Raw genomic sequence first — 24,576 nt, 5'->3', positions numbered from 1 at the left:
CAGGTTTTTATAATGAGCTGGTTAGAACTATTAAATAATTTAGAAACGGGCGCAGTTCGCGCAGCAACACAAGACGAAAACGGCCAATGGCACGCTAACGTGGAAGTAAAGCAAGGCATTTTAGAGGCATTTAAAAACGGCACTAACATGGAGTTTCCTGGTGGCTTTGTAGATAAACATAATCTAGCGCCGCAATGCTTTGAAGCCACAGCAGGCGTTCGCATGGTACCAGGTGGTTCAAGTGTGCGCCGTGGTGCACATGTTGCCAAAGGCACTATTATTATGCCACCTGCTTACGTAAATATTGGCGCCTTTATTGACGAGGGGACTATGGTAGATAGCCACGCATTGGTTGGCTCATGTGCGCAAGTGGGTAAAAATGTTCATTTGAGCGCCGCGGTACAATTAGGCGGGGTACTTGAGCCCATTGGCGCAAGCCCTGTGGTCATAGAAGACGATGCATTCATTGGTGCAGGCTGTGTGATTGTTGAAGGCGTGGTAGTTAAAAAAGGCGCGGTACTTGCCCCTGGTGTTCGCTTATCTGCAACCATCCCTGTTTATGACTGCGTTAATGAGCGTCAGCTTGATAAAGGCGAAGCAATCCCTGAATACGCGATTGTGATCCCAGGCTCTCGCCCTGCGTCAAACGACTGGGCGCGTGCTCAAGGCCTAAGTATGTCGTGTGCCTTAATTGTTAAATACCGGGACGAGCAAAGTGACGCGTCATTATTACTTGAAGAGGTTTTACGTTAATGACCTTTTTGAGCACGCCCGTTAAAAGCGCTATTGATGAGCTTTCGAGTAAACTCGATACTCCATTTTTTGTCTACGACCTCGACTCACTAGATGCGCACCTTGCGCACTTAGTGGCGCAAACCGAAGTAAAGCTTTGGTATGCGGTTAAAGCCAATCCCCTATCTAAAGTGATACAAAGTTTAGATAACGCTGGTTTTAACTTTGATGTTGCAAGTAAAGGCGAACTTGAGCAAGTACTTGCCCAAGGAATTAACAGCGAGCGCGTGCTCAACACGGGCCCTGCTAAAAGCCCAAAACAAATTAAACATTTTATTGCACGTGGCGTACGTACCTTTGTGGCAGAAAGTCTTAATCAGGTGCGTTGGTTAAACGAACAAGCCAATGCCCAGCAGTGCCAGTTGCAAGTATTACTGCGTGTTCAATTACGCTGGCCCGAGGGTGATAAAAACCCACTTGGTGGTGATAGCCTTACTCCATTTGGCTTAGGGTGCGATGAATGGCAATCGCTAAATACTAAAGACTACACAGCATTGAGCTTTGATGGCGTACATATTTTTCAGTGGGGTAACATGCTCAGCAGCGACAAACTTGCAGATCTGTGGTCGCAAATGATTACACCACTTACAGTCCTTGCTAATAACTTAAATATAAACCTGAATATTTTAGATTTAGGTGGCGGTTTAGGTATTCCTTACACCCTTAATGACCCGACTTTAAGCTGGGATGCATTAATAGCAGCCCTTGCAAAGATTAAACGCGATGCGGGTGTTAAAGAGCTGTGGATGGAACTAGGTCGCTATGCTGTAGGCGAATGCGGCCACTACGCCACACCGGTGGTTGAGCGCAAATTAAACTACGGCCAACAGCAGGTAATTATGAGCGGCGGTATTAATCACTTATTGCGCCCTGCGGTCACCAGTCAAGATTTCCCTGCGCGTTTATTACGAGATTCAAACGCAGTAAACCAAGCAATGAGCCTATATGGGCCATTATGTACCGCGCTGGATTGCTTAGGGGAGCACCAATTGCCGGGCGATTTAAATGAACATGACTGGCTGGTGTTTAGTCAATGCGGTGCTTATGGTTTTACCGAAAGTATGCCGTACTTTTTGTGCCATGAACTGGCCGGTGAATATGTTATACACCATGGCGAAATCAACTGTATTCGCCAAGCAGAAGATGCAAGCCACTACTTGAGGTAATAAAAATGAATAACACCACAGCTATAAGCCAGGAAAATATTGTAGTTGGTGAAGTGGCAAATGGCCTACCACTGACCATTCCTGTCTATCGTTTAAAGGGCGATGGCACAGGCCCAAGTGTGTATATACAAGCTAATATGCATGGCGCCGAAGTACAAGGTAACGCGGTTATTTATCAGCTACTTGAACAGCTAAAAAACCTTAATTTAAAAGGTGATATTACCTTAGTTCCCTACGCTAACCCCATTGGCTGTAATCAAAAATCGGGCGAATTTACGCTTGGCCGATTCGACCCTATTACGGGGACTAATTGGAATCGTATGTATCACTGTAATAATCAGCTTGCATCACAGTTTGCAAAGCAATACTACGACGCTGACGATACAGCTCTAAAAACAGCGTTTAAAACCGCGTTAATTAATGATGTTGAGCAGCAACTTAATGGCCCAGACTATCGTTTAACAACGGGTAAACGCATAGCGCTAAACTTACAAAGACTAGCGCATCAAGCTGATATTGTTTTAGATTTACACACTGGCCCTATTTCTAGTCAGCACTTATATTGTCCTGAATATGCCTCAGAAAGTGCCAGTTACTTTAATATTCCCCATGTGCTAGTGATCCCTAATGACTTTGATGGCGCAATGGATGAAGCGAGCTTTTGTCCATGGTGGCAACTTAGCGAGCAACTTGCTCAGCAAGGCCGAAATTTTAACGTACAAGTTGAAGCCTTTACGGTAGAGCTGGGAAGCCAAGAAAAAATAGATTTAAGCGCTGCGTTTGATGATGCTCAAAGTATTTTAAGTTATTTAAATCATAAGCAAGTATTTGTTGATGCGCCCTACAAGCCAAAAGTGATGACAAGGTATGGCTGCCAACTAAATGATTATATTGCTTACTATGCACCTATGGGTGGCATGGTTGAATACTTAGCCCCCCTTGGTGGGCACATTAAAGCGGGCGAACCTATAGCTAAAATACTGCGAATGGAACGCTACCTAAGCGAACAACCACTGCAAACATTAAGCTTTGATCTTGATGCGATTGCGATATTGCATTTTGCCTCAGCTAGTGTGAACCAAGGCACTGAACTTTATAAGTTTTTTACAAACGTTTTTGAGCTCTAGCTCACCCCTTCTCATTGCGTGAGAGTCTAACTAGCGAGCTATTAGCTAGTTATCCAGTAAAAGCGACTTAGGTCGCTTTTCTTTTTGCTTTATTAAAGTTCAGGACAAGTTCACCGTATACGTGTTAAAAATGCGTTATAATCACCACAAATCTGTTACTTCCCTCACTTACAAAGGAATTATAATGAGTTGGCGCCACTGGATACTACTCTCAACATTACTAAGTACTGCTGTTATTGCTGAAGAAACAGCAAAAAACGAGCAAAACAATGAACTTGATCTGGTTAAACAATGTATATTAAATGAAGTGATAGGTGGAGACGGTAAGCAAACCCTCGATCAATTGCGCGAAAAATGCTCTGCAGTTGAAGAAAGCAAGCAGCTAACAGCTATCGATAAACGCCAAGCCCGTGAAGCGGTTGGCAAAAAAAACCGTAATGTAATTACGCCGCATAAACGTAATTATATTTTACCGGTTTCTTATATGTCGAACCCAAACACTCGCCCGTTTGATGGACTTGCAGAATTAACCGATAAAAAAGATGGCGACCCTCTCGATAACCTAGAAGCTAAATATCAGTTATCAATTAAAGTACCTTTGTATGATGAGTTTGCCGACTCAGACCAAGCTATATTTTTTGGCTTTACTCTGCAGTCATACTGGCAAGTATACAACGACGATATTTCTTCTCCCTTTCGAGAAACTAATTACGAGCCAGAAATTTTCTGGATTAATTACTTAGACCCTGAAAACGTTTTATGGGGCGATGAAATGGCAATAGCCATTGGTATTTCACACCAATCTAATGGCCGTAGTCAGCCAAACTCGCGTTCTTGGAACCGTATTTATGCCGATTTCATTTGGGAAAATGACGGCTTTGTATTCAGCTTTAAGCCTTGGTACCGCATTCCTGAGAATGAAAAGCCTGCGCCGTTAGATGCACGAGGTGACGATAACCCTGATATCTATAAATACATGGGTTACTTTGAATTTGGTGGCGCGTATCGCTTTCACGATCATGAATTTAGTTTTATGACTCGTAATAATTTAAATTCAGATAACCGCGGGGCAATTCAGCTTGATTGGTCATTCCCTCTATGGGGAAGAGTACGCGGCTATGCGCAGTACTTTAATGGCTATGGTGAGAGTTTAATAGACTATAACGCCGATATTGAACGCTTTGGTGTCGGTATATTACTGACTGACTTACTGTAATAACCGCTAATAAAAAAAGCCAAGCAACTCGCTTGGCTTTTTCGTTTATTCTTATTACTTTTTAACCACAAACTGCCCTTCAAACTGAGCAACTACTTGATCACCATCAAAAATGGTTACTGGCACTAAATAGCTCGCCTTACCCGCCTCTTGTAACTCTATTAAGTTACCTTTACAGGTTTGAATATCAACACAGCCTTTAGGGTCGGTATTCAGTGGTTTTAAATATTTAATATTAGCATCGGCTAACACTATATTACCCTCAAGTCCGGCTTCTTTTAATGCTAAGTACGTTGCTCCCCAACCCGTTAGTGTAGCTAGGCTGTAAATAGAGCCTGCAAACATGGTGTTGTGTAAGTTTAAGTTAGCATTTAAATCTGCACGAGTAGTAAATTGCCAATCAGTGTAGCTTTCTACTTTTATCCCCATTGCATCACTAATAGGGATTGATTCACGCCATGTATTTTGCAGTACTTGAGTCCAATTAGGGTGACGAAACCAACCTGGCTCACTCGGCTTGAGCTTAACCATTTTATAATGTTGAACATCACCATAGGCTAAATGCGCTTTTTCTTTATTTTCGTAGCCATGGCGCTGATAAAATTCCAGAGCACGTTCGCGAGCAAACAGCACTAATTCATCAGCATCTTGATTCCACGCTATTTTTTCTAGCTCATGTAATAAGCGGCTACCAATATGTTGATTACGGTTACCCTCTGCAACCGCCATATAACGTACTTGAGCTTGTTGCTGATTATTAAAGTGCAAACGCGCCACACCCAATACTTCACCTGCTTTATTTTTAATAAAGCGGTGTTCAGCTTCTTGCTCTAAATCGTCTTGCTCAGAACCACGAGGTTCGCCCCATGGTGCACGTAAAACTTGCCAGCGTAATTGATAATAGGCTTGCCAGTCTTCACTACTTTGAGGGGTGCTCACTTGAAACATACAGACTCCATAAATTAAAAATGTAAAAATATTACGCTGTGCATTTTGTGAAAAACACCATACTCGATCTGGGTAAAACTGCAAATACGACTTTGGTTTCCTATAAATGACTGTAAAAAATTAATGACAAAATCGATTGCGCTTTACCCCTGCTGGTTTATGCTCAATACCATGAATAAATATATCCATGGTAGCAGTGGCCTGATAAGCAGGCACTTTATTGAGCATAGTTCATCGCTAGGCCAGTTACTTTATTGGCATAATCAACATGGCATAAATATACAAGTTCGAGAGCATCAACAGCTGCGCTGGCTACTTATTAACAACACCTTGCAATCAGTTATTTTAACCCGGAGTCCACAAGTATTACTGTTTCCTCACCTTGCCTATTTAGCAACGGTTTGGCAGCAACGACCAGCGCCTAAAAAAATACTTGAGCTCGGTTTAGGTGGTGGTGCTATACGTAACTACTTATTAAAACAGTACCCTCAAGCGCAGCTAACTTCAGTAGAAAAAAACCCTCATATAATTGACTGTTACCAAGATTTTTTTGCCCTTAATGAAAAGGGCCAAATTTATTGTGAAGACGCACAAACAGTTTTGAAGTCAGTGGTGAATATAGATTGGATTATTTTAGATTTATTTAGTGAACTCGATGCCCCTAGGTTCTTATTTGATCAATGTTTTTATCAAACAATTTATGATGCGCTTGCTCAGCGGGGCATCTTATTTATTAACTTTTTATCGCAACATGCCTCCCAACTTACACAGCTACAACTTGTGCTTAAGCGCGTGTTTGGGGAAGCCGTTAGTATTAAAAAGATCACCGGGTTTGTGAATCACATTGTGGTTGTTGAAAAAACACTTTAAGCGGTTAAGTTAAAGGTAACCGGACCGTCGTTACATAAACTAACCTGCATATCGGCTGCAAATACACCGGTCGCTACCTTAATACCGAGTAATTTAGCCTGCTCAACAAAGTAATTATATAATGCTTGCGCTTGGTCTGGTGTGGCTGCCGATGAAAAACTAGGACGCATGCCTTTTTTGGTATTAGCTGCAAGTGTAAATTGCGATATGACTAATAGTTCGCCTTGTATATCTTTGAGACTGAGGTTCATTTTATCATTTTCATCGCTAAAAATTCGATAATTACTGACCTTGTGTAATAGTTTATCAGCAACACGCTCATCATCTTCTTTTTCAACACCAAGCAGTAATACAATACCTTGTTTTATTTCACCAACAATCTGTTTTTCTATTGCTACGTTGGCGTGTGTTACCCGTTGAATTAGTCCTTGCATTTATTCACTATCCTCTGCTCGTTGCTCTTTTTTATTGTAATGTTGCATGTTAATACACACAGTAAATTCAGCACCTAGTAGCACTACTACCCACGACAAGTATACCCATACAAACAAAATAGGAATGGTTGCTACCGCACCATAAATCACTTCGTATGATGGAAAATGGCTAATGTACAAAGCAAAGCCTTTTTTGGTTAACTCAAATAACATTGCAGCAAACAGTGCACCAGGAATAGCGGCCCTAAATGAAACTCGCGTATTCGGCACTAAGGTATACAGCATGATAAAACCTGCCATAGAAATAGCATAAGGGAGTAGTTTTAATAAAAAACCACTAAACCCAGGGATACCCTGATCAGCAAACGACACTAGTGACACAATATAAGAGGTGACACCAATACTCGCACCCAGTAGTACAGGTCCCAAGCTCAGTACCATCCAATACACAGCAAAGGATATCATCATTGGGCGTTTTTTCTTTACTCGCCAAATACGGTTTAGTGTAGCATCTACATTACGAATAAGTAGCAAGGCAATGGCTGCCAAAAAGCCAATACCTACCGCCGTCATTTGATTAGCATTACCAGCAAACGAGCTAATATGTTCTTTAATAACATCGGAAGAAGTCGGCACAAAGTTAGTAAATAAAAAACTTTCAATGGCTAAACGGGTCGATTCAAACCCTGGAAAAGCAGAGAAGATTGCCACACCCACCGCTATCAGCGGAACCAACGACAACAAGGTAACGTATGCTAAATACCCTGCATTAATGGTTATTTGATCGTCTATACAGCGATTGAAATATTGCATCCACCAGCCTGGTTGCTGTTTTAGAAACACCTTAACTTGCTGTTTATAATGGGAGAGCTTATCATTCATACAATTAACTTTGTTGGTGGGCTTTTGATTATAATAACAATCAAGGCCATAATTTACAGCATTAACACTCGTAAATAGGAATTCAGATGAAAAAACAAACATTATTAGGGACAGCCATACTCTCGTTAATGCTGATGCTTTCAGGTTGTCAGTCGGCTTATTATTCGGCAATGGAAAAAGTAGGTGTTCATAAACGTGACATTCTTATTGATCGCGTTGAAGAAACGAAAGACTCACAACAAGAGTCGCAAGAAGAATTTCAATCAGCACTCGAGCGCCTAACTACCTTAATTAATTTCGATGGCGGTGAGTTGCAAGATGCTTACAATCAACTTAATGACGATTACGAGTCGAGCTTAGCGGCGGCAAACGAAGTATCAAGTAACATAAATAAAGTAGAAGATGTTGCCGATGCGTTGTTTGATGAGTGGAGCGATGAGCTAGAGCAATACAAAAGCGCCTCACTTAAGCGTCAAAGCAGTAAAAAACTAGCTGCAACTCAGCGCCAGTTTAGCCAATTACTTCGCTCAATGCGCAGCGCTGAGAGCAAAATGGAGCCAGTATTATCGTCTTTACAAGATAACGTGCTTTACTTAAAACATAACTTAAACGCACAAGCGGTAGCCGCTATAAAAGGCGAGTTTACTAACTTAAAGCGTGATATTCAGTTACTCATGAATGACATGAATAAGTCGATTGAAGACTCAAATAAATTTATTGAGCAAATGAATACCACAGGCTAATTACTATAAACTCGTTTACTAAGCCTACTAAATTGTAGGCTTTTTTATTGTTACTTTTTGTTACCTTTAAGCTCTTCGATAATCAGCTGTTGTTGTTATACTTTTACAAAATAATAATAATTAGAACAGTAAAATGAAGTTCAAAGCCATTACCCTAATACTTGCATGCACAATGCTAAGCGCCTGCCAAACAGCTAACCATGTTGAAGTTATTGCAGGGGAGCAAACCATTACCCCGCTACATCAAAATGGCGAGCAAGAAGGACGGTTTCATAATCTCTACCCGGGTAAAAAAACTTACCCGACTACCTGTAAAAGCAACTGCTACCCAACTAGCCCTAAATTACAATGCGAAAAAGACAGCGAAAACTGCCAATTTATAGGTGAGCAACAGCCTATGAATTTAAACACAGGCTTTAGCTTACGCTGGCTGGGACATGCTGGGTTTATGATCCGCACGCCTAACGGACAGCAAGTGTTACTTGATCCTGTAAAAGAGCAGTTTGACTCACCTGTAGATTTAGCATTTAGACTAGCCTCTGGGTTTTACCGACAACCCGGCGATTGGCTCACAGATAGTGAACTGAAAAACTTAGACGCTGTGATGTACTCGCATATTCATTACGATCACTTTAATAAAGCAGATATAGAAGAACTCGGTAATAAACCTCGCTACTTAACACCACTAGGCATGGCCGACAACTTCCCTACAGGCGGGTTTAATATTAGTGAAATGGCGTGGTATGCAAAAACAAATATTGGCGATTTAGCTATCCATGCCTTGCCTGCTCATCACTTTAGCAGCCGTGTGTTAGTGCCCTTTATTTATGAAGACAACGATAAAGACCTATGGAATGGCTGGCTACTTGAACAAAATGGCAGCACCTTATTTTTTGCAGGCGACACTGGCTACTCAAAACACTTCAGCGATATACAGAAAAAATATGGTGATATTGATGTGTGCTTAATGCCGATAGCGTCTTACTATAGCGAAGATAACCCTAAATGGTATCGTTACGTTCATACAACCCCAGAAGACGCTCTAACAGCAGCACAAGAGCTAAACTGTAAAATAATGATACCTTGGGGATACGGTAACTCATCATGGAAAATGGGCGATCGCACGAGTCATTCAGCTTTACTGCGTTTATTGTATATGCACAAAAAGATGGACTCGAAAATACCCCTGCATATTTTAAATGAAGGTGAGAGTATTAAACTTTAATCAGTCATTTACAAAATTAGTAATAACTTCTCTGCTGAACTATGTTTAATTAACTAAACAGTGAGGAGGTTTTATGTTTCTTGTACGACTTATTTACGCCAGCAAAATTAGTAGTGGTTTTGGGCCTAAAGATATAGAAAATATTTTACAAAGCGCTCGAACCTATAATGTAAAAACAAACGTTACCGGCATGTTATGTTTTAGTAATGATTACTTTTTACAATGCCTGGAAGGCTCTAGAACGGCTGTAAATAATACCTACCAACAAATATTAAACGATAAACGTCACCAAAATGTAATTATGCTCAACTATACCCAAATTCCTGAAAGAGAGTTTGAAAAATGGTCAATGGGCTATGTACCGCAATCTAAGCTAACCGAATCACTGAATCTCAAGTTTTCAGGCTCCATTGATTTTAATCCTTTTAAAATGTCTGGAGAAAGTGCGCATTTATTAATGCTGGCATTAAAAGACAGCATAGCAGGCACAATCAGTTAGTATAAAAATAGACTACGAGATTGTTTTTGATTGCTATTTAAGCCAAGCTAAATCATCCTTAATTGATGAGATGATTAATGAAAAAAACACTACTCGCTTTTAGCTTACTTTTTACCCAGCCACTCATGGCTATTGACGTTAGTCATACACCAACAGCTATTACTATTGATGGGGTTTCTGAAAGTGCATGGGACAAAGCCACTTGGCATAATATGCCATACTTAATGGACGGCACCCTACCAGACTCAGACAAGGATTTTAAAGGTCGCTATCGTCTTTTGTGGGATGAAAACTACTTGTATTTACAAGCAGACATTAGTGATGATGTGCTTATTGATACTCACCCAGATCCAACGGATAAATACTGGGACGATGATGCCTTAGAAGTGTTTATAGATAGTGACGCATCTGGCGGTAATCACCAATTTAACCATACAGCATTTGCTTATCATATTGGCCTTGATAACCAAGCTGCCGATTATGGGCCTGATAAAAAAGCGCATTTATATACCGACCACTTAGTTAGTAACTGGAAACGCAATACCACCGCGCCCTATAACATCACGTGGGAAGTGGCAATAAAACTCTACCCAAATAATTTCCAAGAAGGCGCGCAAAATACACCACTTAAATTAACTGAAAAACAAGTTATTGGTTTTATGCTCGCCTATTGCGATAACGATGGCAGCGAAGTGCGCGAACACTTCATGGGTTCACATGAAGTACAGCCTGTTAACGGCAGTCGCAACCTTGGCTATATAGATGCTGATGTGTTTGGAAAAATCACTCTACTACCAATAAGATAATTGAAACCATAGGTTGGGTTGAGCAAAGCGAAACCCAACATAACGGAAACATTAAAAAGCAAAACGTCTATTTTATAAGCTGTTATTTGGGTATACATACTCTTGCTCTTTACTACTGCATTCATCATCATTGAGAGAGCGACCGATTGGGCCAATTAACATATTCAAAAGCCCATTAATCACGTTTACTTTTTGATTTTTTTTATTACTATTAAGATCACCAGCAGGCTTATGACGTTCATTACTGTTCGCAGCCCCTGTAACAAAATCACACCCAGAGCTCATGGCTTGTGACGAAGTACAACCAGATAAAAGTACAGTTATCACAATAAATATTACTTTAACCAACATTATTCCCTTAATTTGTATGAGTTTAAAAAACATTATTACTTTAACAACTTGCTCTACAAGATAGTGTAAGTAATTGTATTAGATCGGATTGTTCAATCTGTGGACACCAATATTAACCTGAACATACTGAGTATTATTTATAGTTATTACTATTTTTTAAGTGAGCTAGTTACTAAGCGGTAAAAAAGCGCACTCTTTTCAAAGAGAAATAATTGCCTGATATTTTTGGAGCTAACTTTATCTAGTTTGTTTTATCTTGTTTATCCTGACTACATAAAAGCTAAAACTTCTCTTACTTTAAAAACAAAAAAGCCGCTATATTTTGCAATACAGCGGCTTTTAAAATCATTGTTCTAAATTAATAGATTATGACTTAGGAGCACGACCCGCACGTTTACGCTCATTTTCAGTTAAATGACGCTTACGAATACGAATGTTCTCAGGTGTTACTTCTACTAACTCATCATCAGCAATAAACTCAAGCGCTTGCTCAAGTGAATAGTTAAGTGCTGGTGTTAGTGTTTGTGCTTCATCTGTACCAGATGCACGAACGTTAGTAAGTTGCTTACCTTTAAGTGCGTTAACTGTAAGGTCGTTATCACGGCTATGAATACCAATAACCATACCTTCATAAACTTCAACACCGTGACCGATAAATAAACGGCCGCGCTCTTGTAAGTTAAATAATGCGTTAGTAAGTGCTTTACCTGTTGCGTTTGCAATCATTACACCGTTCTTACGAACACCTAGCTCGCCACCTTTGTGCGGACCGTAGTGATCGAATGTGTGGTAAAGTAAACCAGAACCCGACGTTAATGTCATGAACTCAGTTTGGAAACCGATTAAGCCACGGCTTGGGATCATAAAGTCCATACGCATACGGCCTTTACCATCTGGTGCCATGTCAGTTAGTTCACCCTTACGAAGACCAATTTGCTCCATGATAGAACCTTGATGCTCTTCTTCACAGTCAATTGTTAGTGTTTCATACGGTTCTTCTAACACACCATCAACAGTTCGTAAGATTACTTCTGGACGAGATACAGCAAGCTCGTAACCTTCACGACGCATGTTCTCGATTAAGATACCTAGGTGTAATTCACCACGACCCGATACACGGAAGCTATCTGGGTTATCTGTATCTGCAACACGAAGTGCTACGTTGTGTACTAATTCTTTGTCTAAACGCTCACGAATATTACGTGATGTTACAAACTTACCTTCTTTACCACAGAAAGGAGAGTTGTTTACAGAGAACGTCATTGTTACTGTTGGCTCATCAACACTTAGTGGTGGCAATGCTTCAACGTTGTTTGGACAACAAAGCGTATCTGAAATCTTAAGCTCGCCTAAACCTGTTACTGTTACGATGTTACCAGCGTAAGCTTTATCAGTTTCAATACGTTCAAGGCCTAAGTAGCTTTGTACTGAACCAATCTTACCGTTACGAGTTGTGCCGTCTGCACTGATAACCGTAACTTGTTGGTTAGGTGCAACAGAACCACGTTTAATACGACCAATACCAATTACACCCTTATAAGAGTTGTAATCAAGCTGTGAAATCTGCATTTGGAAGTCACCTTCAGGATCTGCATCAGGTGGTGATACTTCGTCAACGATCATCTTGAACATAGGTTCCATGTTATCTGATGCTTCGTCTAAATCTAATGTAGCCCAACCATTGATTGCTGATGCGTAGATTACTTTAAAATCTAACTGCTCATCAGTTGCGCCTAGGTTGTCGAATAAATCAAAGATTTGATCCATAACCCAATCAGGGCGAGCACCTGGCTTATCAATTTTATTGATAACAACGATTGGCTTTAAGCCTTGCGCGAATGCCTTTTGCGTTACGAAACGCGTTTGTGGCATTGGGCCTTCTTGAGCGTCAACAAGTAGTAGTACTGAGTCAGCCATCGAAAGTACGCGTTCAACTTCACCACCGAAGTCGGCGTGTCCAGGAGTATCTACGATATTGATATGGTAATCATTCCAAGATATAGCGGTGTTTTTCGCTAAAATGGTAATACCACGTTCTTTTTCAATGTCGTTTGAATCCATCACGCGCTCTTCATTACCGCCGCGTGTTTCTAATGTACCTGATTGCTCAAGTAGTTTATCAACCAGTGTTGTTTTACCGTGGTCAACGTGGGCGATAATTGCTATATTTCTTAACTTTTCGATACTCATATGTTCACTCAGAGAAATTGATCTCATTGATCCTGCAGGGGGCTATACGTACTCACCTGCGCTTTCACGAGATGTCCCAGCATAGGATTTAAAAGGGCGCATATTATCCCCTATAAATGGAATGGATGAAAGTTTATCCAAAATAAAATTTCAAACTTTCGCAATAAAATAATTAACCCTTTGTTTTAAAATAATTAATTTTTATGATTAATTTTTATAAATTTATCTCAAAAGGTGGTTTTGAGTTAATTTAAAGCGACTTTACTGCGTATTTTGCATTTTCTTTGTGTTAGTCTAAGGTGATTAATTTGCAAGCAATTATGACTCTGTAAATGTTGCACCTTTTTGGAATTATTACGCACCAAAATAGTGCTTAATCTATATCACCTTTATGTTGTTTATATATTTTTACATAAAAAACAATAGATTATAATAGTGGCATAAAATCAGCTTGTTAGTATTTAAAGTATCTAAGCAGCAATAATAAAACCCAATAGTTGGAGGACACATGTCACAATCGGTTTTAGATTTTATTAAAGAAAATGACGTTAAGTTCATTGATTTACGCTTTACTGACACAAAAGGTAAAGAGCAACATGTTTCTATTCCTCATCATCAAGTTGATGAAGACTTTTTTGAAGATGGAAAAATGTTCGACGGTTCTTCAATTGCTGGCTGGAAAGGCATTAATGAATCAGACATGGTGTTATTACCTGATGCAGATTCAATTAAGCTTGACCCTTTCACAGAAGAAACAACGCTAATCGTTCGTTGTGACGTGGTTGAGCCTTCTACATTACAAGGTTATGAGCGCGACCCGCGCTCAGTAGCTAAACGCGCTGAAGAGTACATGCGCTCTACTGGTATTGCTGACACAGTTTTATTTGGTCCAGAGCCAGAGTTTTTCGTATTTGACGATGTTAAATACAAGTCTGACATGTCAGGCTCAATGTATAAAATTGATTCTAAGCAAGCAGCTTGGAACTCAGATAAAGAATATGCAGATGGCAACACAGGCCACCGTCCAGGTGTTAAAGGCGGTTACTTCCCGGTTGCACCTGTTGATGATTTCCAAGATTGGCGTTCTGCAACTTGTTTAGTTCTTGAAGAGCTAGGGCAAGTTGTTGAAGCACATCACCACGAAGTGGCGACTGCCGGTCAGAATGAAATCGCAACTCGCTTTAACACTATGGTTTTAAAAGCAGACGAAATCCAAGAAATGAAATATGTTATTCACAACATGGCTCATTTATACGGAAAGACAGCAACCTTTATGCCTAAGCCTGTTGTTGGCGATAACGGTTCAGGTATGCACTGTCACCAGTCTTTAGCTAAAGACGGCGTAAACTTATTCGCAGGTGATAAGTACGGCGGTCTTTCTGAAGACGCGCTTTACTACATTGGTGGTATCATCAAACATGCTAAAGCAATCAACGCTTTTGCTAACGCGTCAACTAACTCGTACAAACGTTTAGTACCTGGCTTTGAAGCACCGGTAATGCTTGCATACTCTGCCCGTAACCGTTCAGCATCAATTCGTATTCCAGTGGTTCCATCTGCAAAAGGTCGTCGTATTGAAGTGCGCTTCCCAGATCCAACTGCTAACCCATATCTTGCATTCTCAGCAATGCTTATGGCTGGCCTTGACGGAATTAAAAACAAAATTCACCCTGGCGATGCTATGGATAAGGATTTATACGACTTACCAGCTGAAGAAGCAGCAGAAATTCCAACAGTGGCAGCCTCATTAGATGAAGCACTAGCGGCATTAGATGCAGACCGTGAGTTCTTAAACCAAGGTGGCGTATTCACTAATGACCTAATTGATGCTTACATTGCACTTAAGTCAAAAGAAGTTGAAAAACTTAACATGACAACTCACCCAGTTGAGTTTGAAATGTACTACAGCTGTTAATTTATTAACCGATAAATAATGTGTGTTTTAAGCCCGCTCTGCGGGCTTTTTTTATGGTAAATTTAACGGTTCTACACTAAAGTGAAATAAGTTTAAACAATGCAGGTTAGCAGGATGATAGGTAAGGTTTTGTTGCTATTAATAGCTTTAATGATAAGCCTTAATAGCCATGCAAATAATAAAAAAATTTACGCATGGAAAGACAAAAACGGTGTACTGGTTTTTTCAGATACCCCTCAACCTGGTGCTAAAGAGGTTAAACTCACTAGCCAACACTTAAACATGCCTGCAACTAATACTGACATACTTGATACTTCACCAACTAAAACAGCGGTAAAGTTTAAAATTAGTATTACTTCGCCAGAGCCCAACCAAACTATAAGAGAAAACACCGGCTCAGTGTATGTTTCAACTCAGATTGCGCCTCGGTTTGAAGCTGGATTTACCATTGGTTTATTTTTAAATGGCGTTGCCATTGGTGAACCTAGTGACACCACTACGCTGGCGTTAAGAGATGTAGAGCGCGGGCAACACACACTACAAGTTAAACTTTATAATAAACAAAACCAAGTAATTGCAACTAGCCCTGAGAGTGTATTTTTTATGCATCGCAAAGGCCTTAATATAGGTCGGTAATTGCAGTTAAGTACGTACAATTAGCGTATATCTTACTAAAAACCTTGCCTACCTCCCCAGGCGCACTAAAATGGTGCAATAATGATAAACAAAACACATTTTAGCCCAGAGCTACTAAATATAATTTGGCAAAACCAAACCACCGCCCTAATGTTACTTGATGAAAGCTTTACGCTCATTTATGCCAACACCAGTGCCAGTGAATTACTTGGTTTAGGCGAAAAGCGCTTACTAGGACAAGCGTTCGATGATTTATTTAATTACCACTCTATCGACTTAAAACGTATTGCACAGTATTCGTTGGTTGATGGTGTAGACTGCCACCAGCATAGAGCTGACGTGGTGTTTATCGATTCTCGCCATGCAAAGTTAGCGGTCAGCACACGACGAATAAAGCATAACGATACCTTTTATATTTTATTTGAATGTCGACAAACTGATGACGAAATAAAGCACGATCAAGTCTCAAATCAAATGCATCAATACCAAGCTGCACGCAACTTAATTCGCGGTTTAGCCCATGAAATTAAAAACCCACTGGGTGGAATTCGCGGGGCGGCGCAATTATTGCAGTATGAAGGTGATCAGCAAGAAAGAGATCAATGTGCAGAACTGATAATTGAACAAGCCGATCGATTGCGTGAATTAGTTGATAGGCTCCTTGGGCCTAATCAGCTGCCGCAAAAATCGTATGGCAATATACATCAAACATTAGAGTCGGTTGTAAAACTCAGTACCTTAGATAACAACCGCGATATTCGGTTAGTTAAAGACTACGATCCGAGTATTCCTGATGTTTATATTGATCAGAGCAAAGTTCAACAGGTAGTGCTAAATATTGTGCGTAATGCACAACAAGCATTGGTAGATGGTGGCGAAATAAAAATAAAAACGCGGATTAATTACCAGCATCGTCGTCCTGGCAAAGCCCCTAAAAAGGCACTCCTTATTCAAGTAATGGATAACGGCCCGGGTATTGATGCCAATTTACGCGACACCTTATTTTACCCTATGACCACCAATAAAGAAGGTGGCTCGGGACTTGGATTATCTATAGCGCAAACCTTGATTGATCAACATGATGGCTATATCGAATGTGATAGTTGGCCGGGACATACTGAATTTAATATTTATCTGCCGTTTACAGATTAATACTTTGGAGTTTGCATGAAAACAGCTTGGCTTGTAGATGATGATGCCTCAATTCGCTTTGTACTAGAAAAAGCACTGACTCGCGCAGGGTTTGAAGTAGAAAGTTTTGCAGATGCACAAAACGTACTTAACGCGCTAAAATTTAGTCAACCTAGCGTGTTGATTTCCGATGTGCGAATGCCTGGTATGGACGGTATGGCGTTACTTGAGCTAATAGCAGAGCAAACGCCGGGGCTACCTGTGATCATTATGACCGCCCACTCAGACCTTGATTCAGCCGTTAATGCATTCCAAAAAGGCGCATTTGAGTATTTGGCCAAGCCATTTGATTTAAATGAAGCGGTTGCACTGGTGGAAAGTGCTTATCGAGCTAATTCAACTAAAAAAACCAAACGTAAAAGCGCGCCCCCCAAAAGCGCCCATATTATTGGTGAAGCCCCTGCTATGCAGGAAGTGTTTCGTGCCATAGGTAAACTCTCAGCATCGAGTATGAGCGTACTGATCAATGGTGAGTCAGGTACTGGTAAAGAGCTGGTTGCCAGCGCTCTGCATAACCATAGCCCGCGGAAAGAAAACCAATTTATTGCCCTTAATATGGCCGCTATACCTAAAGAGTTAGTTGAATCTGAACTGTTTGGCCACGAAAAAGGCGCTTTTACAGGGGCAGATAGCGTGCGTAAAGGTCGCTTTGAACAAGCGAATGGCGGTACCTTATTTTTGGATGAAATCGGTGATATGCCACTGGATGTACAAACCCGCTTATTGCGCGTATTAGCCGATGGCGAATTTTATCGCGTGGGGGGTCATCAAAGTATAAAAGTAGATGTACGCATTATTGCTGCCACCCATCAAAATTTAGAAGAGCTGGTAAAACAAGGTAAGTTTAGAGATGATTTATTTCATCGCTTAAACGTGGTTCGCCTACGTTTACCTGCCTTACGCGAGCGCCCTGAAGATATAGAGCGCTTAGCGCTACACTTTTTACATAAAAGTGCAAAAGACCTGCAAGTAGATAGTAAAGTATTAAGCCCTAAAGCAATTAAACAACTGTGTTTATTTAATTGGCCAGGGAATGTTCGTCAACTTGAAAACACCTGCCGCTGGTTAACCGTTATGGCGCCTGGAGAGCTGATTGGTGAGCAAGATTTACCCCCTGAAATTATTGATAATGCCGCCGCAACCCAAGAAGGCGATTGGCTAGATTCATTTCAGCAGTGGCTTAATCAAGAGTTTAAACAAGGTAAAGAAAATATTTGGCCTGATATTCAAGCCCAGCTAGAAACCCGCTTAATAAAAACAGCACTCGCTAATTGTTCTGGCCATAAACAAGAAGCCGCAGTAAAAATTGGTTGGGGTCGCAATACGTTGACCCGAAAATTAAAAGAGCGCAATATTAGCTGATATTTTATAAGGCTAGCGTCCTAGGTTATTAATGAAGTTAATTGAGAACATCCCTTTGTTTAAGCAAATGGAGATTATAAATCGCTTAGATTTTTTTAAAGAATTCACACTTAATGAGCGCCAAATTCTGCTTGAGTCGTTTGGTTTGCTCTATTTGATAAATAAAAACCAGTTTTTATTTAAAGAATTTGATAATGACAAGCGACTGTTTATTGTGCTCAGTGGATCTTTAATGGTGTTTAAGCACAATCACTTACTGGAACTGGGCAGTATAGAGCCTGGTGAATTTATTGGTGAAGGTGCATTTATTAATAACCGAGAGCGCAGTATTAATGCACGCGCTAAGGAAAGCGCTATAGTACTGGCTATTACTGCCGATGCTCTTACCCGCCTACCTAATGTTATACGTGAAAAAATTAAAGACCGTATTATTGAAGGTATGAGCCTGCGCATTGCAAAACTCTCGGAGCATATAGAAGAGCATGGTTAACAGTTAACTTAATCCATATAAACAACCTGCATTGAGCAATTAAGCCAGCCTGGCTTATTTACATGAGCTGTTATGGTATATGTGTCTGATGGTTTATCGCCAAAAGGTGTCTCAACCAATGGCTGTGAATGAGTGTAGGTTTGTGAATAATTGCTGTAGTAAATAACCAAATAGCCGTATAAATATTCCCATTTCAATGTGACTTTTGCGCCGCTGATTAATGTGAACTCAGCATGTTGATCAGTAAAGGTTACGGCTAGGTCATTAAACTCACCTTTTTCGCACTGGGTTGTTCGCAACCGAGAAGACATGGTAAAAGCGTCATCCGCATTAGTATTTTTTAGATAAAAACCAATATTACCATCACCATAAAAGTGATTTGCGCGTGTGGTGTAGCTAATTTCGGGTTGATAACCTAACCCCTGCATAATAGTAGCTAACTGCTCTGTTTCTTGGCGTAAAATTCTATCATTTGATAATAGTAAAGTAGCTACGCCAAATTCCCGAGGGATGTCGTGTTCAACATATTCGTAAGGTAGGGATTGTGTTTTGAGTGCGGCCTCTAACTGCTGGCGCTGTGAGTCCGATAAACCTTTACTAAATATATACACTGTAGGCTGTTGGCATGCACTCAACAATAGCATGAGTGCACACGCTAAAATTCCATTTTTCATTATCACCCCCGTTGATTACAAGCGTAGTCTAAAGGAGTGATTTAAAATCGCAACTTAATTTATTTGGCTGTTTAACCTGAAGTCTGGTTATTTAGCCATGCATCGACACTTTGACGTTTGTACAGCACTTCATTAAATAACCGATGACGCTCAAATACTAGCTCACTTTGTTTGGTTTTAAGCCCGCTAGTTAGCTGGCTATGGGTATCGTTAAACTTAGAGATAACTGAAAAGCCACGTTCAGTGTCTTCTTTTACCTGTTGTGCTAGATGCGCTCTTACATCATCAGCGGTTAACAGATCTGAATGCTCTAAGCCCATTAGCTCTTTTTTCATCGCTAATCTTATGCCCATGTTTTACTCCATTATTTATATTCAATCTCTTATACGGCCGATATTGGCAATTAGCGCGCCAATGTGTAATTTTTTTCGCGTGAAGCTTAACCCTAAATTACTTCAGTTTTTTTAAAGACTATAAAAAGAGATAAAAAGTTTCATAAAAAATCACATAATCAACTCACCTAACAAGCTCACTTTGGTGCAAAATAGCCACTGAGCCTTTATACTACAGCTAATACCACCCCCACTGAGAAACATGATGAACGAAGAATATATAGAAGTTGAGTTAGAAGAAGAGCCTATAGAGCTGTGCAAATTATTAAAGGTATTAGATCTTGTTGAAGGTGGTGGTCAAGCAAAAAACCTAATTAGCGAAGGCTATGTCGGTGTTAACCATGAAATTTGTACAATCAAACGGAAAAAATTATACAGCGGTGATGTACTTGCATTTGATGGCGAGTTGTTTCAATTAACGTTAAGTGAAGATGCCACTCCAGCAGAACGTCCAATTATTGATGAAACAGTTACAGCAGAAAAAGCCGCGCCAGTAGCAACAACAGAGCCGGCTAAAAATAAACGCAAACGCACTAAAAAGCCTAAAGTTGATGAAAAAACGGGTCGTCGCCCTATTTCATTTGGCTAACATTTGCTTAAGTTATATGTGTTATTAAAAGCCAGTTTGCATCACTGGCTTTTTTATTCTTTAATAGAATATCAATAATAAAAAATAGATGCTTACATGTCAGAAAACACCTCAAACCGCTGGATAAAACCCGTACTTATTACTGCCTTATTATGGAACATATTAGGTATTCTTGCATTTGTCATGCAGCTGTTTCTCTCTCCAGAGATGATAAGTAAACTACCTGAAGAACAACAACTTGCTTATAACAGCCAACCTTTATGGGCTACTTTAGCGTTTGCTATTGCGGTATTTGGCGGCGCATTAGGATGCGTACTTTTGTTATTCAAAAAGTCTCTAGCCAGATTAACATTAATAATCTCTTTGGCAGCGGTTTTAGCTCAGCAATACTATAATTTTATGATTATTAATAGCATCAACTTGTTTGGTATTAGCGCTATTTTTATGCCTATTGCAGTCACCATAATTGCGATTGCATTGGTGTATTTAAGTTTCCATTTAAAACAACAGGACTACTTTAAATAGCACTTTTTTGAGTTTAGTTTTGTGGCCAATTATTACTCAGAGTATCCCTTGAATTTTAACTTTTGGCCTTCATCTCTATTTAAATAACGACCAAAATAAATTATACAATATGGTATTTTTTATCATGGTACACACTTTGCAAATCACTACAGAGGTCACTTTTACAAGAATATTAATCTAATTTATTGAAGGGACAAATAATGAAAAATAGTTTCGACACCCAACAACAGCTCACTATCAATGGCGAGCAGTATCATATCAACTCGCTCATGGGACTTGGCGATAAAGCCAAACGCCTGCCTTTCTCGTTAAAAGTATTGCTAGAAAACTTACTACGTAACGAAGATGGTGTGAATATTAAAGAACAAGATATTCAGGCCTTATTAGATTGGGATCCAAAAGCGAAGCCCTCTGCCGAGGTAGCTTTCACTCCAGCCCGCGTAGTAATGCAAGATTTCACTGGTGTCCCTGCAATTGTTGATTTAGCTGCCATGCGTGATGCGATGGAAAAACTCGGTGGTGATCCTGCAAAAATAAACCCACTTTCTCCTGCTGAGCTGGTAATCGATCACTCGGTGCAAGTGGATGGTTACGGTAAAGATGGTTCATTCGACTTAAACTCAAAATTAGAATATGAGCGAAACAAAGAGCGTTACGAATTCTTACGTTGGGGACAAACCGCATTTGATAACTTAAAAGTTGTACCACCTGCAACCGGTATAGTTCACCAAGTGAATTTAGAGTATTTAGCCCGCGTAGTATTTAATGATACAAAAAACGGCAAATCGTTAGCCTACCCAGATACACTAGTCGGTACAGATTCTCATACAACGATGATTAATGGTTTAGGCGTACTTGGCTGGGGTGTAGGCGGCATTGAAGCCGAAGCCGCTATGCTTGGCCAACCTATTAGCTTGCTTATTCCACAGGTTGTGGGTGTTAAATTAAATGGTCGCTTACCTGAGGGCACTACAGCAACCGATTTAGTACTTACTGTTACTGAAATGCTGCGTAACCACGGTGTGGTAGGTAAGTTTGTTGAGTTTTATGGTGACGGCCTTGCCGACTTACCACTTGCCGATAGAGCAACTATCGCTAATATGGCGCCAGAGTATGGCGCAACCTGTGGTATTTTCCCTATTGATGAGGAAACGATTAATTACTTACACTTAACTAATCGCGATGAGAAGCAGCTTAAACTGATTGAAGATTACGCTAAACACCAAGGCTTATGGCGTAACGATGGCGACGAAGCACATTATACCGATAAGCTTGAACTGACTTTAGATGATGTTGTGCCAAGCCTAGCAGGCCCCAAACGCCCGCAAGATAGAATTACTTTGGATAAAGCCGGCAAGGTTATTGGTCAGCACTTAAAAGACTTTCAAGACGAACGTATGGCACGTCGTGATAAAAGCGATGAAGAGCAAGCGCGTATTGAAAGCGAAGGCCCTACTACCAACCCTGATGAGCCTACCGATGAAGCGCAGTTTATGGGCGCAGCAAAAGTAAACTTTAATGGAGAAGAATTTGAGTTAAATGATGGTGCCTGTGTTATTGCTGCAATTACTAGCTGTACAAACACATCTAACCCAAGTGTTATTTTAGCTGCCGGTTTAGTAGCTCAAAAAGCACGTCAGTTAGGTATTAATGTAAAACCTTGGGTTAAAACCTCACTTGCGCCAGGTTCTCAGGTGGTCACCGATTACCTTGAAAAAGCAGGGTTGATGGATGACTTGGATGCGCTTGGCTTTAATTTAGTTGGTTATGGCTGTACCACATGTATTGGTAATTCAGGCCCACTTGCCGATGAAATTAGTGAGGCGATTCAAAAACACAAATTAGTTGTAAGCTCAATTTTATCGGGTAACCGTAACTTTGAAGGGCGCATACATCAAGATGTTAAAATGAACTTTTTAGCGTCGCCTCCTTTAGTGGTTGCCTATGCCATAGCGGGTAGAACCGATATTGATGTTTACAACGAGCCACTCGCGCAAGATAAGCATGGTAACGATATTTACCTTAAAAATATTTGGCCGAGCGTTAAAGAAGTAAGTGAACTAGTAAAAAGTACGGTAACTAAAGAGATGTTCGAAAAAAGCTACGCCAATGTTTACGATGGCGACAGTCGCTGGCAAAAAATTCAAATACCTGATGGTAAACTTTACGATTGGGACGGTGCTTCGACTTATATCAAAAAAGCCCCCTTCTTTGATGGTATGAGTGTTGAACCACCAGGTATTCCAACTATTGAGGGTGCGCGTTGTTTAGCTAAACTGGGTGATTCGGTGACTACCGATCATATTTCACCAGCAGGCGCAATTAAGGCAGAGGCACCCGCAGGGCTTTACCTACAAGAAAATGGGGTTGAAAAAGCACAATTTAACTCTTATGGTTCACGACGTGGTAATCACGAAGTAATGATGCGCGGTACATTCGCTAATGTGCGCCTTAAAAACTTACTAGCCCCTGGTACCGAGGGCGGTGTTACCCGCACTCAACCTGATGATAAGCTAGAAAGTATTTATGACGCGGCAATGGCATATCAAGAAAGTGGAACACCACTAGTGGTTCTAGCAGGTAAAGAGTATGGAACTGGCTCTTCGCGAGATTGGGCTGCAAAAGGGTCATTATTACTCGGTATTAAAGCTGTGATAGCACAAAGCTATGAGCGTATTCACCGCTCTAATTTAATTGGTATGGGCGTACTTCCTTTACAATTTAAAGAAGGTGAAAGCCATGAATCACTAGGCTTAACTGGGCAAGAGCAATTTGATATTCAAGGGTTATACGATAAAACCGACGAAGTCAGTGTTATTGCGACTAACAGTGAAGGTAAACAAGTTAGCTTTAGTGCCGATGTGCGTATTGATACTCCGAAAGAGTGGGATTACTACAAACATGGCGGTATTTTACAGTACGTACTGCGCAATATGCTCGACTAACAACTTAAAACGAAAATGCAGCCCGGCTCAGTAATGAGCTGGGCTTTTTTATATTATTAATGGATGCTTGCGCTAAATCAATGCCGCTTTATAAAGATTACATACACTAAGAAGACACGCTGCGCAGAGGTCGCTATGTCTTCAATTGTAATAATAAGACTACTTAAAACATCGATTTTGCTTGGATTGTGCTTAATAGTGACAGGCCATGGTTTAATTGTATCGAGCTACTTTACCAACCAGTTCGGCATTAAAGGTATTATTACTGCAGCTGCCTGTATTGCAATTGGCGTACTTTTATCGTTGCCCACAAAAATATACTTAACTATATTATTAGGGTCTGTTGACCTTTGCGGATTAAAATTCGTTCAAACTAGGGGCGATTTAATCGCGGCGCGAGGTTTGTAACCTAGTGGGCTAAGTAAAAGCCGAGCAACAAAGAGTAAATGGCCCCTAGGCAGAACCCTTCGGGCAGCGCCTGTTTGGCATTGATGCTGCGTTATCGCCTATTTATGGGGAATAACCACACCACATAGGCTCTGCCTTGCCTAAATACCAAACAGACTGCTGCAAATTTAATCTTAAAAGGTCAACAGACCCTAGTTATT

The 24,576-nt window shown here is 40.5% G+C and carries 25 protein-coding genes; 18 read left to right on the top strand and 7 right to left on the bottom strand.

The features are described 5' to 3' along the window. Positions 1 to 12 precede the first annotated feature (12 nt). The 4 genes from CWB78_RS11080 (at position 13) to CWB78_RS11065 (ending at position 4,301) form a co-directional block, all read left to right on the top strand. Complete coding sequence (locus CWB78_RS11080; protein WP_109875684.1) at positions 13 to 753, top strand: 2,3,4,5-tetrahydropyridine-2,6-dicarboxylate N-succinyltransferase; 741 nt, start codon at positions 13 to 15, stop codon at positions 751 to 753. After that, positions 753 to 1,958, top strand: a complete 1,206-nt coding sequence (locus CWB78_RS11075) for a PLP-dependent decarboxylase (RefSeq protein WP_138595586.1) — start codon at positions 753 to 755, stop codon at positions 1,956 to 1,958. Before CWB78_RS11080 ends, CWB78_RS11075 begins: the two co-directional genes overlap by 1 nt. 5 nt (positions 1,959 to 1,963) lie before the next feature. Beyond that, positions 1,964 to 3,085, top strand: a complete 1,122-nt coding sequence (locus CWB78_RS11070; protein WP_138595584.1) for a succinylglutamate desuccinylase/aspartoacylase family protein — start codon at positions 1,964 to 1,966, stop codon at positions 3,083 to 3,085. Between the two features lie 184 nt (positions 3,086 to 3,269). After that, complete coding sequence (locus CWB78_RS11065; RefSeq protein ID WP_010392030.1) at positions 3,270 to 4,301, top strand: phospholipase A; 1,032 nt, start codon at positions 3,270 to 3,272, stop codon at positions 4,299 to 4,301. A 54-nt stretch (positions 4,302 to 4,355) separates the two neighbouring features. On the opposite strand, the gene CWB78_RS11060 is transcribed toward CWB78_RS11065, so the two are convergent. After that, positions 4,356 to 5,249, bottom strand: a complete 894-nt coding sequence (locus tag CWB78_RS11060) for a bifunctional GNAT family N-acetyltransferase/hotdog fold thioesterase (protein ID WP_010392028.1) — start codon at positions 5,247 to 5,249, stop codon at positions 4,356 to 4,358. A gap of 123 nt (positions 5,250 to 5,372) precedes the next feature. On the opposite strand from CWB78_RS11060, the gene CWB78_RS11055 reads away from it, so the two are divergent. Next, the gene (locus CWB78_RS11055) at positions 5,373 to 6,119 is read left to right on the top strand and encodes a spermidine synthase (protein ID WP_138570132.1); all 747 of its coding nucleotides are present in this window, start codon (positions 5,373 to 5,375) and stop codon (positions 6,117 to 6,119) included. Here the strand turns inward: CWB78_RS11055 and dtd are convergent. Both dtd and CWB78_RS11045 read right to left on the bottom strand, forming a co-directional pair. Next, positions 6,116 to 6,553 carry a D-aminoacyl-tRNA deacylase gene (gene dtd, locus CWB78_RS11050; RefSeq protein WP_010392023.1) on the bottom strand — a complete coding sequence of 146 codons (438 nt, stop codon included), beginning with the start codon at positions 6,551 to 6,553 and terminating at the stop codon, positions 6,116 to 6,118. The two genes, CWB78_RS11055 and dtd, sit on opposite strands and share 4 nt — an antisense overlap. After that, positions 6,554 to 7,435 carry a virulence factor BrkB family protein gene (locus tag CWB78_RS11045; RefSeq protein WP_055012490.1) on the bottom strand — a complete coding sequence of 294 codons (882 nt, stop codon included), beginning with the start codon at positions 7,433 to 7,435 and terminating at the stop codon, positions 6,554 to 6,556. An 86-nt stretch (positions 7,436 to 7,521) separates the two neighbouring features. On the opposite strand from CWB78_RS11045, the gene CWB78_RS11040 reads away from it, so the two are divergent. The 4 genes from CWB78_RS11040 (at position 7,522) to CWB78_RS11025 (ending at position 10,708) form a co-directional block, all read left to right on the top strand. Further along, on the top strand, positions 7,522 to 8,178 hold the full coding sequence (locus CWB78_RS11040; RefSeq protein ID WP_010392019.1) for a DUF2959 domain-containing protein: 657 nt from the start codon (positions 7,522 to 7,524) through the stop codon (positions 8,176 to 8,178). Positions 8,179 to 8,311: 133 nt separating this feature from the next. Beyond that, entirely contained in the window at positions 8,312 to 9,403 is a 1,092-nt protein-coding gene (locus tag CWB78_RS11035) for an MBL fold metallo-hydrolase (protein ID WP_138595582.1), read from the top strand. A 73-nt stretch (positions 9,404 to 9,476) separates the two neighbouring features. Then, a complete protein-coding gene (locus tag CWB78_RS11030) occupies positions 9,477 to 9,902 on the top strand; it encodes a BLUF domain-containing protein (RefSeq protein WP_138595580.1) in 426 nt (141 codons plus the stop codon). Between the two features lie 77 nt (positions 9,903 to 9,979). Continuing rightward, positions 9,980 to 10,708, top strand: a complete 729-nt coding sequence (locus CWB78_RS11025; protein WP_138595578.1) for a CBM9 family sugar-binding protein — start codon at positions 9,980 to 9,982, stop codon at positions 10,706 to 10,708. Between the two features lie 72 nt (positions 10,709 to 10,780). On the opposite strand, the gene CWB78_RS11020 is transcribed toward CWB78_RS11025, so the two are convergent. Then, positions 10,781 to 11,059 (bottom strand): hypothetical protein, encoded by a 279-nt coding sequence (locus CWB78_RS11020; RefSeq protein ID WP_138595576.1) that lies wholly within the window; start codon positions 11,057 to 11,059, stop codon positions 10,781 to 10,783. A 366-nt stretch (positions 11,060 to 11,425) separates the two neighbouring features. Further along, positions 11,426 to 13,249: a translational GTPase TypA gene (typA, locus tag CWB78_RS11015; RefSeq protein ID WP_010392008.1), complete on the bottom strand. Its 1,824-nt coding sequence runs from the start codon at positions 13,247 to 13,249 to the stop codon at positions 11,426 to 11,428. A 508-nt stretch (positions 13,250 to 13,757) separates the two neighbouring features. Between typA and glnA the strand changes: the two genes are divergently transcribed. The 5 genes from glnA (at position 13,758) to CWB78_RS10990 (ending at position 18,843) form a co-directional block, all read left to right on the top strand. Beyond that, positions 13,758 to 15,164: a glutamate--ammonia ligase gene (glnA, locus tag CWB78_RS11010; protein ID WP_010392004.1), complete on the top strand. Its 1,407-nt coding sequence runs from the start codon at positions 13,758 to 13,760 to the stop codon at positions 15,162 to 15,164. A 114-nt stretch (positions 15,165 to 15,278) separates the two neighbouring features. Next, on the top strand, positions 15,279 to 15,800 hold the full coding sequence (locus CWB78_RS11005) for a DUF4124 domain-containing protein (RefSeq protein WP_138595574.1): 522 nt from the start codon (positions 15,279 to 15,281) through the stop codon (positions 15,798 to 15,800). 81 nt (positions 15,801 to 15,881) lie between these two features. Beyond that, the gene (glnL, locus tag CWB78_RS11000; RefSeq protein WP_008108383.1) at positions 15,882 to 16,952 is read left to right on the top strand and encodes a nitrogen regulation protein NR(II); all 1,071 of its coding nucleotides are present in this window, start codon (positions 15,882 to 15,884) and stop codon (positions 16,950 to 16,952) included. Between the two features lie 15 nt (positions 16,953 to 16,967). Then, entirely contained in the window at positions 16,968 to 18,353 is a 1,386-nt protein-coding gene (ntrC, locus tag CWB78_RS10995; protein WP_010391999.1) for a nitrogen regulation protein NR(I), read from the top strand. A 31-nt stretch (positions 18,354 to 18,384) separates the two neighbouring features. Continuing rightward, complete coding sequence (locus tag CWB78_RS10990) at positions 18,385 to 18,843, top strand: Crp/Fnr family transcriptional regulator (RefSeq protein WP_008108381.1); 459 nt, start codon at positions 18,385 to 18,387, stop codon at positions 18,841 to 18,843. Between the two features lie 8 nt (positions 18,844 to 18,851). Here CWB78_RS10990 and CWB78_RS10985 read toward each other — a convergent pair whose 3' ends face one another. Both CWB78_RS10985 and CWB78_RS10980 read right to left on the bottom strand, forming a co-directional pair. Further along, entirely contained in the window at positions 18,852 to 19,517 is a 666-nt protein-coding gene (locus tag CWB78_RS10985) for a hypothetical protein (protein WP_138595572.1), read from the bottom strand. A gap of 71 nt (positions 19,518 to 19,588) precedes the next feature. Next, positions 19,589 to 19,870, bottom strand: a complete 282-nt coding sequence (locus tag CWB78_RS10980; protein WP_008108379.1) for a hypothetical protein — start codon at positions 19,868 to 19,870, stop codon at positions 19,589 to 19,591. 244 nt (positions 19,871 to 20,114) lie between these two features. Here CWB78_RS10980 and CWB78_RS10975 point away from each other — a divergent pair, with 244 nt between their 5' ends. The 4 genes from CWB78_RS10975 to CWB78_RS18970 all read left to right on the top strand — a co-directional run bounded on the left by CWB78_RS10975 (position 20,115) and on the right by CWB78_RS18970 (position 24,376). Next, positions 20,115 to 20,498, top strand: coding sequence for an RNA-binding S4 domain-containing protein (locus CWB78_RS10975; protein WP_138595622.1), 384 nt, complete (start codon positions 20,115 to 20,117; stop codon positions 20,496 to 20,498). 96 nt (positions 20,499 to 20,594) lie between these two features. After that, positions 20,595 to 21,023: a hypothetical protein gene (locus CWB78_RS10970; protein ID WP_075170854.1), complete on the top strand. Its 429-nt coding sequence runs from the start codon at positions 20,595 to 20,597 to the stop codon at positions 21,021 to 21,023. A gap of 200 nt (positions 21,024 to 21,223) precedes the next feature. Continuing rightward, the gene (acnA, locus tag CWB78_RS10965; RefSeq protein ID WP_138595570.1) at positions 21,224 to 23,968 is read left to right on the top strand and encodes an aconitate hydratase AcnA; all 2,745 of its coding nucleotides are present in this window, start codon (positions 21,224 to 21,226) and stop codon (positions 23,966 to 23,968) included. Between the two features lie 135 nt (positions 23,969 to 24,103). Further along, positions 24,104 to 24,376 (top strand): hypothetical protein, encoded by a 273-nt coding sequence (locus CWB78_RS18970; RefSeq protein WP_075170856.1) that lies wholly within the window; start codon positions 24,104 to 24,106, stop codon positions 24,374 to 24,376. Positions 24,377 to 24,576: the final 200 nt, after the last annotated feature.

This window comes from Pseudoalteromonas sp. S1612 (assembly GCF_005887175.1).
GTDB classification, from domain to species: Bacteria; Pseudomonadota; Gammaproteobacteria; order Enterobacterales; family Alteromonadaceae; genus Pseudoalteromonas; species Pseudoalteromonas undina.
Note: the sequence above shows the minus strand (reverse complement) of the source record. Positions and strands in the feature narration are given on the sequence as shown.

What these genes read in the sequence shown, in the direction of transcription:
- CWB78_RS11045 (WP_055012490.1), bottom strand. Translation starts at nt 7,435, where the DNA reads ATGAATGATAAGCTCTCCCATTATAAACAGCAAGTTAAGGTGTTTCTA.
- CWB78_RS18970 (WP_075170856.1), top strand. Translation starts at nt 24,104, where the DNA reads ATGTCTTCAATTGTAATAATAAGACTACTTAAAACATCGATTTTGCTT.
- CWB78_RS11055 (WP_138570132.1), top strand. Translation starts at nt 5,373, where the DNA reads ATGACAAAATCGATTGCGCTTTACCCCTGCTGGTTTATGCTCAATACC.
- CWB78_RS11070 (WP_138595584.1), top strand. Translation starts at nt 1,964, where the DNA reads ATGAATAACACCACAGCTATAAGCCAGGAAAATATTGTAGTTGGTGAA.
- CWB78_RS10975 (WP_138595622.1), top strand. Translation starts at nt 20,115, where the DNA reads ATGAACGAAGAATATATAGAAGTTGAGTTAGAAGAAGAGCCTATAGAG.
- glnA (WP_010392004.1), top strand. Translation starts at nt 13,758, where the DNA reads ATGTCACAATCGGTTTTAGATTTTATTAAAGAAAATGACGTTAAGTTC.
- CWB78_RS11005 (WP_138595574.1), top strand. Translation starts at nt 15,279, where the DNA reads ATGATAGGTAAGGTTTTGTTGCTATTAATAGCTTTAATGATAAGCCTT.
- CWB78_RS11065 (WP_010392030.1), top strand. Translation starts at nt 3,270, where the DNA reads ATGAGTTGGCGCCACTGGATACTACTCTCAACATTACTAAGTACTGCT.
- CWB78_RS11030 (WP_138595580.1), top strand. Translation starts at nt 9,477, where the DNA reads ATGTTTCTTGTACGACTTATTTACGCCAGCAAAATTAGTAGTGGTTTT.
- acnA (WP_138595570.1), top strand. Translation starts at nt 21,224, where the DNA reads ATGAAAAATAGTTTCGACACCCAACAACAGCTCACTATCAATGGCGAG.
- CWB78_RS11040 (WP_010392019.1), top strand. Translation starts at nt 7,522, where the DNA reads ATGAAAAAACAAACATTATTAGGGACAGCCATACTCTCGTTAATGCTG.
- ntrC (WP_010391999.1), top strand. Translation starts at nt 16,968, where the DNA reads ATGAAAACAGCTTGGCTTGTAGATGATGATGCCTCAATTCGCTTTGTA.
- CWB78_RS10985 (WP_138595572.1), bottom strand. Translation starts at nt 19,517, where the DNA reads ATGAAAAATGGAATTTTAGCGTGTGCACTCATGCTATTGTTGAGTGCA.
- dtd (WP_010392023.1), bottom strand. Translation starts at nt 6,553, where the DNA reads ATGCAAGGACTAATTCAACGGGTAACACACGCCAACGTAGCAATAGAA.
- CWB78_RS11020 (WP_138595576.1), bottom strand. Translation starts at nt 11,059, where the DNA reads ATGTTGGTTAAAGTAATATTTATTGTGATAACTGTACTTTTATCTGGT.
- glnL (WP_008108383.1), top strand. Translation starts at nt 15,882, where the DNA reads ATGATAAACAAAACACATTTTAGCCCAGAGCTACTAAATATAATTTGG.
- CWB78_RS11060 (WP_010392028.1), bottom strand. Translation starts at nt 5,249, where the DNA reads ATGTTTCAAGTGAGCACCCCTCAAAGTAGTGAAGACTGGCAAGCCTAT.
- CWB78_RS10970 (WP_075170854.1), top strand. Translation starts at nt 20,595, where the DNA reads ATGTCAGAAAACACCTCAAACCGCTGGATAAAACCCGTACTTATTACT.
- typA (WP_010392008.1), bottom strand. Translation starts at nt 13,249, where the DNA reads ATGAGTATCGAAAAGTTAAGAAATATAGCAATTATCGCCCACGTTGAC.
- CWB78_RS11025 (WP_138595578.1), top strand. Translation starts at nt 9,980, where the DNA reads ATGAAAAAAACACTACTCGCTTTTAGCTTACTTTTTACCCAGCCACTC.
- CWB78_RS11035 (WP_138595582.1), top strand. Translation starts at nt 8,312, where the DNA reads ATGAAGTTCAAAGCCATTACCCTAATACTTGCATGCACAATGCTAAGC.
- CWB78_RS11080 (WP_109875684.1), top strand. Translation starts at nt 13, where the DNA reads ATGAGCTGGTTAGAACTATTAAATAATTTAGAAACGGGCGCAGTTCGC.
- CWB78_RS10980 (WP_008108379.1), bottom strand. Translation starts at nt 19,870, where the DNA reads ATGGGCATAAGATTAGCGATGAAAAAAGAGCTAATGGGCTTAGAGCAT.
- CWB78_RS11075 (WP_138595586.1), top strand. Translation starts at nt 753, where the DNA reads ATGACCTTTTTGAGCACGCCCGTTAAAAGCGCTATTGATGAGCTTTCG.
- CWB78_RS10990 (WP_008108381.1), top strand. Translation starts at nt 18,385, where the DNA reads ATGAAGTTAATTGAGAACATCCCTTTGTTTAAGCAAATGGAGATTATA.